Raw genomic sequence first — 16,378 nt, forward strand, 5'->3', positions numbered from 1 at the left:
ACCGCCTCTTGGCCGCCGGGTATTTTGCGCCCGACCCCTGGGGGGGACTGGGGGGTGGGGCGGCCCGCGGGGGGTTCGGGCGGGCCGCCCCTCGGGCCCTGACGTCAGGTCACGGCAGGTCGAGCACCTGGGCCCGGCGGTCCGCCGGGTTGAGGTGGTAGAGCAGCAGGAGCCGGGAGCCGTCGCCGGGCGCGCGGTGCACGTCGAGGAAGGTGCCGGGGCCCGCCGGGGTGACCATCGCGACCGGACCGGCGAGGCCGGACCGCACGGTGAGGGCCGGGTGCAGGACGTCCAGCGGGACGGTCGGACGGGTGCCGCGCAGGCCGATCGAGGAGAAGGAGTCGGCCGGGTCGGGCGTGCCGGAGGCGGCCACGCCGGTCCAGACCCCGTACCGGACGGTGCTGTGGCCGGGCCCGACGCCGGGCAGGGCGCCCAGCCGGACCGGGAGCACCACCACGTCGCTGTCCAGCAGCTCGGTGTCGGTGTCGCCCCAGCGGGCGTTCAGCGGCTGGACGTCGAGTTCGGCGCCGGTGCGGGCGTCCAGGGCCCGGGAGACCAGGACGTCGCTGCCGCGCAGCCGGTCGGCCTTGAGGATCACGTCGGTGACGCCGTCCCCGTCGGTGTCCAGCGACACCCGCACCCCGTACAGCCCGACCGGGGTGGCCGCGGGGGCCCACAGCCGGGCTCCCACGTACAGCAGGTCGGAGTCGGCGGCCGCGCCGACGGCCCGCAGGTCCGCGACCCGGTCGCCGGGGTGTTCGACGCAGAGTTCCTGGGGCGGCTCGGCCGACTCCCCGGCGTCCTCGGGCCGGACGCCCGCGCCGGGGCCGACGGCCTTGCCGTCGCCGGGTCGGCAGTCCGGCCAGCGGGCGCCCTCGCCGCCGAGGGCGAAGGCGCTGACCAGTCCGGGTGCCGCGCCCGGCGCGGCGCTGCCGCCGAGGGTGACCAGGGTGCCGTCCCGGGGGGTCCGGGCGGAGGCGGTGACGCCGAGGTCGCCGGTGGGGCGCGGGGCGGCGAACACCGGGACCCGCAGCTGCGGCAGGGCCCCGTCGGTGACCGGGCTGAGCAGCACGCGGCCGGACAGCTCGCCCCGGTAGCTGCGGGCCCGGCCGCCCTGCTCGGTGTCGATGGTCGGATCGGGCGTGCGCCCCAGCCGCCCCGGGACGGACAGCGTGACCCGCACCCGCGCGGTGCCGCCGGCCGGCACCTCCACCCGCGCCGGGCTCACCTCGAAGGCGGCGCCCGGCAGTTCGGTGGCGGCCGCGTAGCCGGTGCGGTAACTCAGCGGCGCGGAGGCGTGGTTGGCCAGCTCGATCTCGCGGACCAGGGCGGTCGGCCCGCCGACCTCGACCGGCCCGTAGGAGACCCCGACGCCGCCCGGCGCCGCGCCCTCCCCCGCCGCGTAGGCCACCACCGGGGTGCGGACCGCTCCGTCGACCCGGGCCCGCCCGGCGCCGGTGCGCTCGGGGCCGTAGACCGGCCCGCTGCGGTCGTCGCCCAGGTAGGTGTCCGTGCTGGTGTTCATCAGGGCGGCCTTGACCTGCTCGACCGGCCAGTCCGGGTGGGCGGCGCGGACCAGCGCGGCCAGTCCGGCGACGTGCGGGGTGGCCATCGAGGTGCCGTTCTCGCGCTGGCCGCCGGTGCCGCTGCCGACCAGGGCGGACCAGATGGTCTCCCCGGGGGCGGCGAGGTCGGGCTTGACCACGCCGGGCAGGCCGATGCCCCGGGAGGTGAAGTCGGTGAGGGTGTCGACCCGGGCCGGCTGGTTCCGCGCGACGGAGCCGTGCAGCGGATTGCCGGGCGCGGCGAGCCGGACCCGGACGTCGCCGTCGGCGGCGGCCTTCACCAGCCGTTCGCCGTCCGCGCGGCCGAGCAGGACGGCCGGGATCCGGTCGTTGCCGGAGATCTCGGCCAGGTGGTCGCTGTCCGCGGCGTAGAGCGCGCCGATCGCCCCGGCGTCGGCGGCGTGGTCGGCCCGCGGGCCGGAGTTGCAGGCCCGGTCGGGGTCGCGGGTGTTCCAGGTGAGCACCGCGATCCGGCCCTTGAGGCGCTGCTGGTCGGCCGCGCTGAACTCGGTGCAGCCGTCCGCCTGGTCGGCGGGCACGGCGAGCCCGCCGGTCACCTCGGTGGTGCTCCAGCCCTGGTAGCGCTCGCTCCAGTGGCCGGGGACGACCCCGGCCTGCGCGGTGGGGGCGAGCACGGTGATGCCGTCCACGTCGGCGTGCCCGTGCACGGAGGCGGCGACGGTGACCGCCCGCACGGCCGTGCCGGGGCTGCCGCCGATGCCGTACACGTCGCCCTCGTTGCCGGCCGCCGCGACCACCACGGTGCCCAGTTCGGCGAGCCGGTCGACGGCCAGCGCGTCGGCGTCGTCGGGGCTGCCGAAGCGGCTGCCGAGCGACAGGTTGACCACGTCGAGCCGGTCGCCGAGGTCGCCGTCGCCGTTCGGGTCGGCGGCCACGTCGAGGGCCTGGGCGAGCCGGTCGGTGGAGCCGTCGCAGCCGAACACCCGGATCGCGTAGAGCTGCGCGCCGGGGGCGGCGCCGGGGCCGATCCGGAACGAGGCCGGGTCGAGCCCGGGCCGGTACGGGCCGGCGTACGGGTGGCCGTCGGCGGTGACGCCGTACCCGGCGGCCGTCCCGGCGACGTGGGTGCCGTGCCCGTTGCGCACGCAGTCCAGCGGGTTGTCGCTGGGGTGCGGCACCGGCTGGTGGTTGGGGGCGGCCGGGTCGGGGTTGTAGTCGTCGCCGACCAGGTCCTTGCCGCCGACCACCTTGGCGTTGGGGAACAGCGCGGCCGGGGCGGGCTTGCCGCGCTCGACGGAGCGGAAGGCCTCCTCGGTGCCGGGGCCGCCGAAGTCGGCGTGGGTGTAGTCGATGCCGCTGTCGATGATGCCGATCCGTACGCCCCGGCCGGTGTTCCCGTCCGGCGCGGTGTCGCCCGACCAGACCTGGGGGGCTCCGGTCAGCGGGACGGAGTAGGCGTTGTCGCGCTGCTTGTTCACGATCGGGTGGACGGCCCGGACGCCGGGCAGCGCCCGCAGGGCGGGCAGCCGGTCGGCGGGGAGGCTGACCGCCAGGCCGGTGAGCAGGGTGCGGGTGCGGTAGAGCTCGCGGGCGGCGGGCGCCGACCGGTGGACGGCCCCGGCCAGCCGGTCGAGCGCGTCCCCGGCCCGGGAGCGCTGGGCGGCGCCCGCCCGGGCGGCCTCCCGGCGGACGGCGTCCGGCGAGCGCCGGGCCCGCCGGGCGCCGTCGGCGGCGCTGCGCCAGGCCGGTCCGGCCGCCTCGGTGTCGAGTTCGAGCAGGACGGAGGCCGTCCGGCCCGGTGGTCCTGCGCTGGGTGGTCCGGCGCTGGGCGGTCCGCCCGCGGCCGGGGTGGCGGCGAGCGCCGCTCCGGCGGCCAGCAGGACCAGGGTGAGGCCGATCCGGGCGACCGGTCGGCGGACGGGTGGCAGACGCACTGGTGGCTCTCCCCCGGGAGGGGGACTGATCCGCACGCCGTGTCGCAGACGCCCGCCCACGCGGACGTCGATCACCCTTCCGGGGGCCCCAAATTAGGATGATCGCGATGACGGGCGCGAGCGCCTTCCCTCGAACGGGTCCGGTTCGCACCCGATGGAGTGACGCGGCGTCAGCCCGGTCGGCCCAGTAGGCCGATCAACGCCGATCGGCGGTCCGGTCGGTGGCACCGACCGGCGGCACCGGCCGGCCGCGGCCGCGCTCAGCTGTGCCCGGTGGCGCCGCCGTTGTCCCGGCGGTCCAGCGAACGCTGCAGCGCGGCGGCGGCGAAGGGGTTCCGCTCGCTGGCCCGGCGTCGGCGCGGGGCGCGGACGGGGGTGGCGGCGGGGGCGGGGGTGGCGTGGCGGTCGGCGGTGGTGGGCATACCGGGCTCCTTGGAAGCGGCGCGCGGGCAAGCGCGGCAGGGGGTGGGAGAGGTACGCGCGGGGGCAGGGGTCGCCTGCCCGTGGGGGCGCACGCGCACACGGGCCGCACACCCTGGCTACAGGGGCGGCACACCGTATGGCCCTTCCACGGTACGACCCCGCCCCGGCCGTGTCTGCACGAATACTTGGATTTCCTAGTATCTGAGACGGCTGTCACCCGGGTGAACGCACCAGGGCCCGGACCGCCGATGGAACGGCGGTCCGGGCCCTGGTCAGACCGGTACGGGGGTCAGCCCAGGTCGACCGAGCGCGCGAAGCGGGCGCCGATCTCGGCGGCGATCGCCGTCAGCACGTCCTGCGGGATCTCGCTGTCCACGGTGATCGAGGCGAGCGCGCTGCCGCCGTCCCGGGCGACCTGCATGCCCGCGATGTTGATGCCCGCGTCACCGAGGTGGCGGCCGAGCACGCCGACCACGCCGGGGCGGTCCTCGTACTTGAAGAAGGCCATGTGGTCGGTGAGCGCCACGTCGACGTCGAAGGTGTCCACGCCGACGATCTTCTGGGCCTGCTTGGGGCCGGCCAGCGTGCCGGAGATGGCGATCTCCTCGCCGTTGCCGAGCGTGCCGCGCACGGTGATCACGTTGCGGTGCTCGGCGCTCTCGCTGGAGGTGGTCAGGCGGACCTCGACGCCGCGCTCCTGGGCGAACAGCGGGGCGTTGACGTAGGACACCGTCTCCGCCACGACGTCCTCGAACACGCCCTTGAGCGCGGACAGTTCGAGCACCTTCACGTCGTGCTGGGTGATCTCGCCGCGGACCTCGACGTCCAGCCGGACGGCCACCTCGCCGGCCAGCGCGGTGAAGATCCGGCCGAGCTTCTCGGCCAGCGGCAGGCCCGGGCGCACGTCCTCGGCGATCACGCCGCCCTGGACGTTGACGGCGTCCGGTACCAGCTCGCCGGCCAGCGCCAGGCGCACCGACCTGGCGACCGCGATGCCGGCCTTCTCCTGTGCCTCGTCGGTGGAGGCGCCCAGGTGCGGGGTGGCGACCACGTTGTCGAAGGCGAACAGCGGGGAGTCGGTGCACGGCTCCTTGGCGTAGACGTCCAGGCCCGCGCCGGCCACCCGGCCCTCGCGCAGGGCGGCGGCGAGCGCCTCCTCGTCCACGATGCCGCCGCGGGCGGCGTTGACGATGCGCACGCTCGGCTTGACCTTGTGCAGCGCCTCGTCGCCGATCAGGCCGATCGTCTCGGGGGTCTTGGGGAGGTGGACGGTGATGAAGTCCGAGACCTCCAGCAGCTCCTCCAGCGAGACCAGCTTGACGCCCATCTGGGCGGCCCGGGCGGCCTGGATGTAGGGGTCGTACGCGACGATCTTCATCCCGAACGCGGACATCCGCTGGGCGACCAGGACACCGATCCGGCCGAGGCCGACCACGCCGAGGGTCTTCTCGCTCAGCTCGACGCCGGTGTACTTGTTGCGCTTCCACTCGCCCTGCTTGAGCGCCGCGTTGGCCGGGGCGATGTTGCGGGCGACGGAGATCAGCAGGCCGCAGGCGAGCTCGGCGGCGGTGACGATGTTGGAGGTCGGCGCGTTCACGACCATCACGCCGGCCTTGGTGGCGGCGGCCACGTCCACGTTGTCCAGGCCGACGCCGGCCCGGGCGACCACCTTGAGCTTGCGGGCGACGGCCAGCGCCTCGGCGTCGACCTTGGTGGCGGAGCGGATCAGGATCGCGTCCACGTCGGCGATCGCGGTGAGCAGCTCGGTGCGGTCGGCGCCGTTGCAGTGGCGGATCTCGAAGTCGGGGCCGAGGGCGTCGACGGTGGCGGGCGACAGCTCTTCGGCGATCAGTACGACGGCGCTCTTGGAGGTCACAGTGCTCACGACAGTGTTGTCCTTAACTGTCCGGTTCCCCGGCGCACGTAGGTGGCGTGTGAGGGCGGGGAAGGTGGCATGGCCGCGTAGGTAGACGCACGACGCTGTGGGCCTGACGCGCACTCGGGAGTGTATCGACGGGCTGGGTACCAGGCTGCTCCCGTCCGGCGAAATCACCCGGACGAGAGCAGCCTACTTGTACAAGGAAGTTACAAAATACGGGACGAAAAGGCTCAGGCCTTCTCGTTGACCCAGCTCATCAGCGAGCGCAGCTTCTTGCCGGTGGTCTCCAGCAGGTGGTCCTCGTCGGCCTTCTTGTACTCGTTGTACTTGGGCAGACCCGCCTTGTACTCGGCGATCCAGGTCTTGGCGAAGGTGCCGTCCTGGATCTCGGCCAGGACCTTCTTCATCTCGGCCTTGGTGTCGGCGGTGATGATGCGCGGGCCGGTGACGTAGTCGCCCCACTCGGCGGTCTCGGAGACCGACCAGCGCATCTTCTCCAGGCCGCCCTCGTACATCAGGTCGACGATCAGCTTGAGCTCGTGCAGGCACTCGAAGTAGGCGATCTCCGGCTGGTAGCCGGCCTCGACCAGGGTCTCGAACCCGGCCTTCACCAGGGCGGCGGTGCCACCGCAGAGGACGGCCTGCTCACCGAACAGGTCGGTCTCGGTCTCCTCGGTGAAGGTGGTCTTGATGACGCCGGCCTTGGTGGCGCCCAGGCCCTTGGCGTAGGACAGCGCGAGGTCGAAGGCCTTGCCCGAGGCGTCCTGCTCGACCGCGACGATCGCGGGGACGCCGCGGCCCTCCTCGTACTGGCGGCGGACCAGGTGGCCCGGGCCCTTCGGGGCGACCATGCAGACGTCGACGTCCGCCGGGGGCTTGATGAAGCCGAAGCGGATGTTCAGGCCGTGCCCGAAGAACAGGGCGTCGCCCGCCTTCAGGTGCGGCGCGATGTCGGCCTCGTAGACGTCGGCCTGGATCGGGTCCGGCACCAGGATCATGATGACGTCGGCCTCGGCCGCGGCCTCGGCGGGGGTGACCACGCGCAGGCCGGCCTCCTCGGCCTTGGCGCGGGACTTGGACTCCGGCTTAAGGCCGACCCGGACGTCGGCGCCGGAGTCGCGCAGGGACAGCGCGTGGGCGTGGCCCTGGCTGCCGTAGCCGATGACCGCGACCTTGCGGCCCTGGATGATGGACAGGTCGGCGTCGTCTTCGTAGAACAGCTCGGCCACGGGGGCACATCTCCTTGCGTGTTGGTGCCGGGTACGCGGTTTCCTACCGTATGCGCACCCGGCGCGGTGCGGTCGTTTACTTCAGAAGGTGAGACAGCGCTGGGGTCAGGCGCTGCGGTCGAGGGCGCGCAGCGAGCGGTCCGTGATGGAACGCGCGCCGCGGCCGATGGCGACCAGGCCGGACTGGACCAACTCCTTGATGCCGTAAGGCTCCAGCATCCGGAGCATGGCCTCCAGCTTGTCCGAGCTGCCGGTGGCCTCGATGGTCACCGCTTCCGGCGACACGTCGACGGTCTTGGCACGGAACAGCTGGACGATCTCGACGATCTGCGACCGGGTCTCGTTGTCGGCGCGGACCTTCACCAGGACCAGTTCCCGCTGGATCGCAGCGGCCTGGTCGAGTTCGACGATCTTTATCACGTTCACGAGCTTGTTGAGCTGCTTGGTGACCTGTTCCAGCGGGAGGTCCTCGACGTTGACCACGATCGTCATCCGGGACACGTCCGGGTGCTCGGTCGGGCCGACGGCGAGGGAGTCGATGTTGAAGCCCCGACGGGAGAACAGCGCGGCGATGCGGGCGAGCACGCCGGGCTTGTTCTCGACCAGGACGGAGAGGGTGTGCTTGGACATGTGGTTCCTCAGTCGTTCCGGGGTGTCAGGGGCCGTCAGTCGAGGTCGTCGCCGAAGTCGGGCCGGACGCCCTTGGCGAACTGGATCTCGTCGTTGCTGGTGCCGGCCGCGACCATCGGCCACACCATCGCGTCCTGGTGGACGATGAAGTCGATGACCACCGGGCGGTCGTTGATCTCCATCGCCTGCCGGATGACCGCGTCCAGGTCCTCGGGGCGCTCGCAGCGCAGGCCGACGCAGCCCATCGCCTCGGACAGCAGGACGAAGTCCGGGATCCGGGTGCCCTGGGCCGGCGGCGCGATGCCGTCGTGCTCCGGGCCGGAGTGCAGCACGGTGTTGGAGTAGCGCTGGTTGTAGAACAGCGTCTGCCACTGCCGGACCATGCCCAGCGAGCCGTTGTTGATGACCGCGACCTTGATCGGGATGTCGTTCAGGGCGCAGGTGACCAGCTCCTGGTTGGTCATCTGAAAGCAGCCGTCGCCGTCGATGGCCCAGACCGCGGACTCCGGGCGGCCCGCCTTGGCGCCCATCGCCGCCGGGACGGCGTAGCCCATGGTGCCGGCGCCGCCGGAGTTGAGCCAGGTGCCGGGCTTCTCGAAGCGGATGTACTGCGAGCTCCACATCTGGTGCTGGCCGACGCCCGCCGCGTAGATCGCCTCCGGGCCGACCAGTTGGCCGATCCGCTCGATGACCTGCTGCGGGGAGAGCTGGCCGTCCGGGGCCGGCTCGAAGCCCAGCGGGTAGGTCTTCTTCCACGCGTCGAGCTTCTCCCACCACTCGGCGTAGTCGCCCTTGTGGCCGGCGTCGAACTCGGCCTGGACGGCGACGATCAGGTCGGCCAGCACCTCGCGGGCGTCGCCGACGATCGGCACGTCCGCCGGGCGGTTCTTGCCGATCTCGGCCGGGTCGATGTCCGCGTGCACGATCTTGGCGTACGGGGCGAAGCTGTCCAGCTTGCCGGTGACCCGGTCGTCGAAGCGGGCGCCGAGGGTGAACAGCAGGTCCGACTTCTGCAGCGCGGTGACGGCCGGGACGGAGCCGTGCATGCCGGGCATGCCCAGGTGCTGGGGGTGGCTGTCCGGGAAGGCGCCGAGGGCCATCAGGGTGGTGACGACCGGGGCGCCGGTCAGCTCGGCGAGGATCCGCAGCTCGGCGGTGGCGTTCGCCTTGAGCACGCCGCCGCCGACGTAGAGCACCGGGCGCTTGCTGCCGACCAGCAGCTTCGCGGCCTCGCGGATCTGCTTGGCGTGCGGCTTGGTGACCGGGCGGTAGCCGGGCAGCGCGGTCTCGACCGGCCAGCGGAAGGTGGTGGTGGCCTGGAGGGCGTCCTTGGCGATGTCGACCAGGACCGGGCCGGGGCGGCCGGTGGCGGCGATGTGGAAGGCCTCGGCGATCACCTGGGGGATCTCGGCCGGGTCGGTGACCAGGTAGTTGTGCTTGGTGATCGGCATCGTGATGCCGCAGATGTCCGCCTCCTGGAAGGCGTCGGTGCCGATCGCCTTGGAGGCGACCTGGCCGGTGATCGCGACGATCGGCACGGAGTCCATGTACGCGTCGGCGATCGGGGTGACCAGGTTGGTGGCACCGGGGCCGGAGGTGGCCATGCAGACCCCGACCCGGCCGGTGGCCTGGGCGTACCCGGTGGCGGCGTGACCGGCGCCCTGCTCGTGCCGGACCAGGATGTGGCGCACCTTGACCGAGTCCATCAGCGGGTCGTACGCGGGGAGGATGGCCCCGCCCGGGATGCCGAAGACGGTGTCGGCACCCACGGCCTCGAGCGAGCGGATGAGCGACTGGGCGCCGGTCATGGTCTCGGCGACGTGCTGGGGAGCCTGGGCGGCCGGGGTGTCCCCGCGGCGGGGGGATGCGGCGTGCTCGGTCATCTGCCTGTCTCTTCTCGGGTTTTGCCGGCCCGGTGCTGCGGGCCCCGGTGCTGCGAGGGTGGGGTCCCGGTCCGGGCCGATCGCCGGCTCTGCCTCAATCGTCCCGCCGATTCCGACGAGTCGGACGTCTCGGGGCGGTCGGGGCCAGGGGTCTTGCGGTTGGAACAGCGTCAGTGCAACAAAAAACCCCTCGTGCCCAAGGGCATGCGAGGGGTGGCGCGTCGGTCTGTCACGAGCGGGGCTTGCGAGCCCACTCAGCCGACGCGCCCGCCAAGTACGAGAATTCGGGTGCGCATGGCAACGACCTTCCTCCCGTCCGGGGTGGCGTGTCAAGCAGGTGGGATGACCGTCTCGCCATGCGGACCGGCTCCCGGACCGGTCACGGCCCGGTGTTCGGGCAGGTCGGGGGCCCCGTGGTGGGGTACGGCACGGCCCCCCTGGGCGTCCGGGCGGCCACTCGTCCGGGTGTCCGCGGCCAGGTAGCCGCGGCGGGCGGAGAGCGTGCCGAGCGGCTTGGGCAGCGGGTAGCCGCGGCGGGCCAGCGCCCGGCGCAGCCGGGTCTCGTCCAGCGGCGGGGCGAAGGCCGAGCCCTGGCCGAACCGGCAGCCCAGCTCCTGGAGGGCGGCGACCTGCCGGGGCAGGTCCACCCCCTCGGCGGCGGTGGCCATCCCGAGGTCCCGGCCGAGCCGCAGGGCGTGCCCGGCCAGGGTGCGGCTGAGCCCGGACTCGCCCAGGTCCTGGACCAGCGTGCGGTCCAGCTTGAGCCCGTCCAGCGGCAGTCGGGCGAGCGCCCCCAGCGAGCCGCTGCCCGCGCCGTAGCCGGCCAGCCAGGTGGAGACGCCGAGTCTGCGCAGCGCGGCCAGCCGGCGGCCGAGCTCGTCCGCGAGCGGGTCCGGGCCCATCCGGGCCACCTCGATCACCAGCTCGCCGGCCGGCAGCCCGCTGTCGCGCAGCGCCGCGGCCACCGTCTCGTACAGGCCGGGCGAGCAGAGCCGCTCGATCGAGAGCCGGACGGCCACCGGGACGGGCGCCGGGGCGCCGGGGCGCCGGCCGGCCGGGTCGCGGCGGTCGGCCGCGGCCGCCACCGCCTCGTGCACCAGCCAGCGGGAGAACCGGGTGGCCGCGTCGCCGTGCTCGGCCGAGCGCATGAACTCGGCCGGGGTGAGCAGCAGCCCGCCCGCCGAACGCCAGCGGGCCTGGGCCTCGACGGCGGTCACCGCGCCGCTGGTCAGGTCCACCACGGGCTGGTGGAGCAGGGTGAAGCCGCCCTCCCGGACGGCCACCCGCAGCCGTTCCTCCAGCTCGGAGCGGCGCTCCAGGTCGGCCCGCATCGCGGGGGCGTAGAGCACCACCCGGCCCTTGCCCTCGGACTTGGCCCGGTACATCGCCAGGTCGGCGTTGCGCATCAGCTCGTCGGCGGCGGCCCTCGGGTCGGCGGCCGGGCCGCGTTCGGGGGTGCCGAAGGCGATGCCGATGCTGGCGGCGACGCCGAGTTCGACCCCGCCGATCCAGTACGGCTCGGAGAGCGCGACCCGCAGCCGCTCGGCCAGTTCCTGGACCTGGAGCCGGCCGAGCGGGCCGCAGACCAGCGCGGCGAACTCGTCGCCGCCGAACCGGGCCACGGTGTCCCCGCAGCGGACGGCGCCCTGCAGCCGGCGGGCCGCCTGCACCAGCAGCTCGTCCCCGACCTGGTGGCCGGCGGTGTCGTTGACCGCCTTGAAGCCGTCCAGGTCGAGGAAGAGCACCGCGATGCCGGCGCCCGTCCCGCCCTGCTGGCCGCGGGTGCCGAGGGCGCCGCGCAGCCGCTGGGCGAACAACGCCCGGTTGGGCAGGTCGGTGAGCGGGTCGTGGAAGGCGTTGTGCTGCAACTGAGCCTGGAGCATGACGCGTTCGGTGACGTCCCGGCTGTTCAGCAGCAGCCCGTCGCGGTGCCGGCTGACGGTCGACTCGACGTGCAGCCACTCCCCGATCCCGGAGCTGATCCGGCACTCCACCCGGGCCGAGGGCTCGACCGTGCCCGGGGTGCGGTGGGCGGCCAGCCGCACCCGCGCGAGGTAGCGGCGGACCTCGGCGAGCACCCGGTCCACGTCCTCGGGGTGGACCAGGTCCAGCAGGTTGCCGCCGACCAGTTCCTCCGGGTCCCGCCCGTAGACGCCGAGCGCCGCCGGGGAGACGTACGAGAGCACGCCGTTGGCCCCGGCGATCATGATGACGTCGCTGGACCCCTGCACCAGGGAGCGGAAGTGCGACTCCTTGTGGGCGAGTTCCTGGGCCAGCGAGAGGTTGTCGAGCAGCATGACGCCTTGCCTGAGGATCAGTGCCAGCCCGACGGTGCACGCGGCCGCAGCCACCACGCGGTCCAACTGCCGTCCGCCGAGGGCGTTGTAGAGGATTCCGGCGGTGCACACCGCGGCCGCCGCGTAGGGCGTGAGCGCACTGAAGGTGGTGGCCACCCGTCGGCGCGGCAGGCCGCCGGCCGAGGGGTGCTCGCGCAGCGGGCGGCGCCAGCGCGAGGACCACGGCGCCCACGCGAGCAGCAGGCTGCCGGAGAACCAGCCGGCGTCCAGCAGTTCGCCGGAATGGTAGTTGCTGTGCAGCTCCGGGGAGGTGAACAGGGCGTCGCAGATGACCGTGACGGCGAGCGCGATCATCGCGGTGTGCACCGCCGCCCGGTTGCCGTCCCGGCCGCCGAAGCGCAGTCCCACCACCAGGCTGACCAGCAGGATGTCCAGCACCGGGTAGGCCAGGTTGAGGGCCAGCCGCAGCGGGGAGCCGTCCTCGCCGGCCGCGATCCGGCCGAGCGCCAGGCTCCAGCTGAGGGTGAACAGCGAGCCGGCGATCAGCCAGCCGTCGAGCAGCAGGCACAGCCAGCCGGCCGCCGTCCGCGGGTGCTGGGCGAGCACCAGCACGCCGGTGATGGCGAGCGGGGCGAACAGCAGGAAGGCGTACGGGGCGAGCGAGTTCTGCGGCAGCGCGGTGCGCACGACCACCTCGTACCAGCCCCAGGTGCCGTTGCCGAAGGCCACCATGAGCGAGGAGAGGCCGAACAGCAGCCAGGCCGGGCGGGCGTGGCCGGCGACCGTGCAGCCGTACACCAGGCAGGACAGCGCGGCCGCGAGGGCCGCCGCGGCGAGCCCGAAATCACCCATGAAGGCGGCGAGTTGGTGGGATCCCCAGCTGGTGGCGGCGCCCAGCGCATAGGCCAGGCAGAGCACGCCGAGGACCAGGCCGGGCAGCGAGCGGCTCTCCCGGAGCCGGCCCAGCGGACCGCGTCCGACCGGCCCCGGCGGCTCGGGCGCGGACGTGTCGGCGGGCGGCACGCCCGGTCGTCCGGATCCGGGCAGCACCGTATCGGTGGAGCTCACTCGGCCTCTCCCCCTCCGGCCCGGGGCCTGGCGCCCCGGCCACGGACCACCGGCCGCGCACCTCTCGACCGTACGCGGTGGCCTGGCGCCCCGTCGGGACGGCGGCCCAGGGGGTGGGCGGCCGTCCGGCCACCGCACCGCACCGATGCTCCCGGTCGGGACCCTACACCAATTCCGTCACTCAATGACACGCACACTCAACTTAGAGTAATGGCGACAGAGCGGGGAAAGGCACCCGATTCCGACCGATCGGCCCGGTTGGCGGCGGCGCGCGGGCAGGGGCTCACGCGGCGCGCACGGGAGCACGCAACGGCGCCCGGCCACCCGGGCGGCCCCGGCCGCCGACCGTTCGGACACGGTCGGCGACCTGCGGGTTCACCAGCCCGAGGGGGCCGGGTCGTCGGGGAACAGCCGCAGCCGGTGGGCCAGCGCGGCGGCCTCGCCACGGCCGCCGACCTCCAGCTTTCCCAGGATGTTGGACACGTGCACGCTTGCGGTCTTCGGAGAGATGTACAGCTCCTCGGCGATCTGCCGGTTGGTCCAGCCCCGGGCGAGCAGCCGGAGCACGTCCCGCTCACGGGGGGTGAGCCCGAAGGAGTCCCCGACCGCCGGGGCCGGTCCCGCCGCCGCGGCCGGGCGCTCCACCGGGGCCAGCGTGAGCCCCGCGCGCTCCGCCAGTGCGGTGACCTGGGCCGCGAGCGGCCGGTCGCCCCGGGCGGTCGCCAGTTCGCCCGCCTCGCGCAGCAGTTCGGTCGCGGCCTCGCGCCGCCCGGCCCGCACCTGGGCCTCGGCGCCGCGCAGCAGGGCGAGTGCCAGCGGGTACGGCAGCCCGGTCGACCGCAGCTCGGTGGCCGCCTCCGCCCACTGCCCGGTGGTGTCCGCGGCCGCGGCCCGGGCCAGCTCGGCCTCCAGCAGCCGGGCCCAGCCGTGGTGCAGCGGCGACTGGGGCCGCAGCTGGGTGGCCGCGGCGGCGATCGCGGTCAGCGCCTCGGCCCGGCCCGCGCCGGTCTCCGGCACGCCCAGGCTGTCCGCCTCCACCCCGGCGGCCTCCACCAGCAGCGGGTAGACGTCGGACTCGTAACCGAGCCGCCCGTCCTCCGCGAGCGCGGCGAGCAGTTCCGCCCGGGCGTCCAGCGGCCGCCCGTTGTGCGCGGCGATCCGCACCGCCAGGCGGCTGATCGGCACGCTGTGCTGCGCCTGGCCGAAACGGTTCGCCGACCGGGCCTGCGCCAGCATGGTCGCCGCAGTCGCGAAGTCCCCGCGCAGCACGGCGAGGTCGCCGCGCATCCGGTCCAGGAACTCCGCGTGGGAGCCGGGCAGGCCGATCAGCTCGCTGGCGGTGAGCAGTTCCTCCGCCTCCCGCACCTGCCCGAGGTCGGCGAGCGCCTCGACCAGGTTGCCGGTCAGGATGTTGCCGATGTTGCGCTGCAACCCGTTGCCGTCCGCGAACTCCAGCCCCTCCCGGGCCAGTCGGACGGCCTCCTCGGCCCGGCCCAGTCCGCGCTGCATGCTGGCCAGGTTGTTGATGCCGCGCAGCAGGAGGTCCGGGATGCCCAGCGCCCGGGCCCGCTCGACCGCGGCCGTCAGCTCGGCCAGCCCGCCCTCGGCGTCGCCCAGCAGGTCGTAGCGCAGGCTGCCGAGGGTCATCCGGGCGTGCACCTCGACCGAGTGGGCGCCGACCTCCCGGGCGATCCCGATCGCCCGCTCGGCCAGTTTGAGGTGTTCGAGGCGGGGCGCCCGGACCACCGCCACGCCCGCGGCCAGGGCGAACACCTCGGCCTGGGTCGCGGACGGCGGCAGGTGCTCCACCAGCCGGTGGGCGCGGGTGATCTCCTCGTCGTCCCCGGAGCGGCGCAGGTTGCCCAGCATCCGGGCCCGGTTGATCCGGAACCAGGCCGCGCGCACCGGGTGCTCGGCCTCGTCGACCAGCCGGATGCCGCGCTTGGCCAGGCTCAGCCCGCGCTCGCGGTCGCCGCAGCGCCGGGCCGCGACCACCGCCTCGGCCAGCACATCGACCAGCTGGATCCGGTCGCAGTCCGCGTCCGCGGGGCTGTGGTCGCAGGAGCCGGGCGGGTAGGTCTCGGCCCAGTCGTACGGGCGCAGGGTGTGCGCCAGCACCTCCTCGGAGACCAGGTCCCACAGCTCCAACCCCCGCTCCAGCATGCCGAGTTGCTCGGCGAAGGCGTTGCGGCGCCGGGCCGCGCGGGCGGCGTCCAGGGCGGTCGGCAGGGCCCGGGCCGGGTCGTGGGCGTGGTACCAGTAGTTGGCCAGCCGGGCGGGCAGCGCGTCGGCCGGGACGAGTTGCGGCCGGGCCTCCACCGCGAGCGCGAACTTGCGGTTGATCCGGTGCCGTTCGCCGGGCAGCAGGTCGTCCGAGACGGCCTCGCGGACCAGCGCGTGCCGGAACCGGTAGCCCTCGCCCTCGCTGTCCGGGCGCAGGATGTTGGCGCCGACGGCCGCCCGCAGCGCCTCGATCAGCGCCTCCTCGTCGTCGGCCAGGACGGCGGCCAGCAGGGCGTGTTCGACGTGCGAGCCGCCCTCGGCGGCGATCCGCACCACCTTCTGGGCCTCCTCGTCCAGGCTCTCCACCCGGACCAGCAGGATGTCCCGCAGCGAGTCGGTGAGGCCGGCGCCGCAGCCGTCCTCGAAGGCGGTGGCCAGCTCCTCGACGAAGAACGGGTTCCCCTCCGAGCGGCGCAGGATCCGGTCCACCAGCTGGCGGTCGGGGGCGCCCGTGCCGAGGATGCCGGCCAGCTGGGCCGCGACCTCGCGGCGGCCGAAGCGCTCCAGCTCCAGGCGCTGCACGGTGCGCAGCCGCTCCAGCTCGGCCAGGAAGGGGCGCAGCGGGTGGCGGCGGTGCAGGTCGTCGGTGCGGTAGGTGGCGACCAGCAGCACCCGGGAGCGGTGCAGGGTGCGCACCAGGAAGGCGAGCAGTTCGCGGGTGGAGCGGTCGGACCAGTGCAGGTCCTCCACGGCGAACACGAGGGTACGTTCCGCGCCGAACCGTTCGAACAGTCTTGCGGTGTGCTCGAACAGTCGGGCCCGGCCGTACTCGTCGTTGGGTTCGCCGTCCCCCTCGCCGAACTCGGAGAGCAGCCGGGCGAGATGGCCCTCGCTGCCGGCCGCGGCCGCCTCGAACTCGGCGCCCAGCGCGCGGTGCAGCCGGCGCAACGCGGCGGCGAGCGGCGCGTAGGGCAGGCCCTCGGCGCCGACCTCCAGACAGCTGCCGAGCGTGGTGACCGCTCCCCCGTCGGCGGCCCGCTGGAGGAACTCCTCCAGCAGCCGGGTCTTGCCGATCCCGGCCTCGCCGCCGATCAGCACGGCCTGCGGGCTGCCGGTGCCCGCCCGGCGCAGCGCGTCGGTCAGTTCGGTGATCTCGCTGCCGCGGCCGACGAAGACGGGACTCACCGATATCTGCTGCATGGAGGCGAGCATGCCATAGCCGGAGCCACTGGTGAGAGGGGTTATCTCGCGGGGCGAACGCCCGGAGGGGAAGGCGCTCCCCCGCG

General features: G+C 74.2%; 8 protein-coding genes. All 8 read right to left on the minus strand.

From position 1 onward, the window contains the following. Nucleotides 1–109: 109 nt before the first annotated feature. The 8 genes from ACFXOZ_RS34705 to ACFXOZ_RS34740 all read right to left on the minus strand — a co-directional run bounded on the left by ACFXOZ_RS34705 (nucleotide 110) and on the right by ACFXOZ_RS34740 (nucleotide 16,292). Nucleotides 110–3,460, minus strand: coding sequence for a S8 family serine peptidase (locus ACFXOZ_RS34705; protein ID WP_380532375.1), 3,351 nt, complete (start codon nucleotides 3,458–3,460; stop codon nucleotides 110–112). A 260-nt stretch (nucleotides 3,461–3,720) separates the two neighbouring features. Next, nucleotides 3,721–3,882, minus strand: a complete 162-nt coding sequence (locus ACFXOZ_RS34710) for a hypothetical protein (RefSeq protein WP_380532377.1) — start codon at nucleotides 3,880–3,882, stop codon at nucleotides 3,721–3,723. Between the two features lie 290 nt (nucleotides 3,883–4,172). After that, nucleotides 4,173–5,759, minus strand: a complete 1,587-nt coding sequence (gene serA / locus ACFXOZ_RS34715; RefSeq protein ID WP_375891560.1) for a phosphoglycerate dehydrogenase — start codon at nucleotides 5,757–5,759, stop codon at nucleotides 4,173–4,175. A 233-nt stretch (nucleotides 5,760–5,992) separates the two neighbouring features. Further along, nucleotides 5,993–6,991 carry a ketol-acid reductoisomerase gene (gene ilvC, locus ACFXOZ_RS34720; RefSeq protein WP_375891552.1) on the minus strand — a complete coding sequence of 333 codons (999 nt, stop codon included), beginning with the start codon at nucleotides 6,989–6,991 and terminating at the stop codon, nucleotides 5,993–5,995. A 105-nt stretch (nucleotides 6,992–7,096) separates the two neighbouring features. Then, nucleotides 7,097–7,621 carry an acetolactate synthase small subunit gene (gene ilvN / locus ACFXOZ_RS34725; protein ID WP_097236150.1) on the minus strand — a complete coding sequence of 175 codons (525 nt, stop codon included), beginning with the start codon at nucleotides 7,619–7,621 and terminating at the stop codon, nucleotides 7,097–7,099. A 35-nt stretch (nucleotides 7,622–7,656) separates the two neighbouring features. Continuing rightward, nucleotides 7,657–9,504, minus strand: coding sequence for an acetolactate synthase large subunit (locus tag ACFXOZ_RS34730; RefSeq protein ID WP_380593879.1), 1,848 nt, complete (start codon nucleotides 9,502–9,504; stop codon nucleotides 7,657–7,659). Nucleotides 9,505–9,833: 329 nt separating this feature from the next. Further along, nucleotides 9,834–12,767, minus strand: coding sequence for a putative bifunctional diguanylate cyclase/phosphodiesterase (locus ACFXOZ_RS34735; RefSeq protein WP_380593889.1), 2,934 nt, complete (start codon nucleotides 12,765–12,767; stop codon nucleotides 9,834–9,836). Between the two features lie 477 nt (nucleotides 12,768–13,244). Continuing rightward, the gene (locus ACFXOZ_RS34740) at nucleotides 13,245–16,292 is read right to left on the minus strand and encodes a helix-turn-helix transcriptional regulator (RefSeq protein ID WP_380593881.1); all 3,048 of its coding nucleotides are present in this window, start codon (nucleotides 16,290–16,292) and stop codon (nucleotides 13,245–13,247) included. Between the last annotated feature and the right edge of the window lie 86 nt (nucleotides 16,293–16,378).

Source organism: Kitasatospora sp. NPDC059160, from assembly GCF_042755465.1.
GTDB lineage: Bacteria > Actinomycetota > Actinomycetes > Streptomycetales > Streptomycetaceae > Kitasatospora.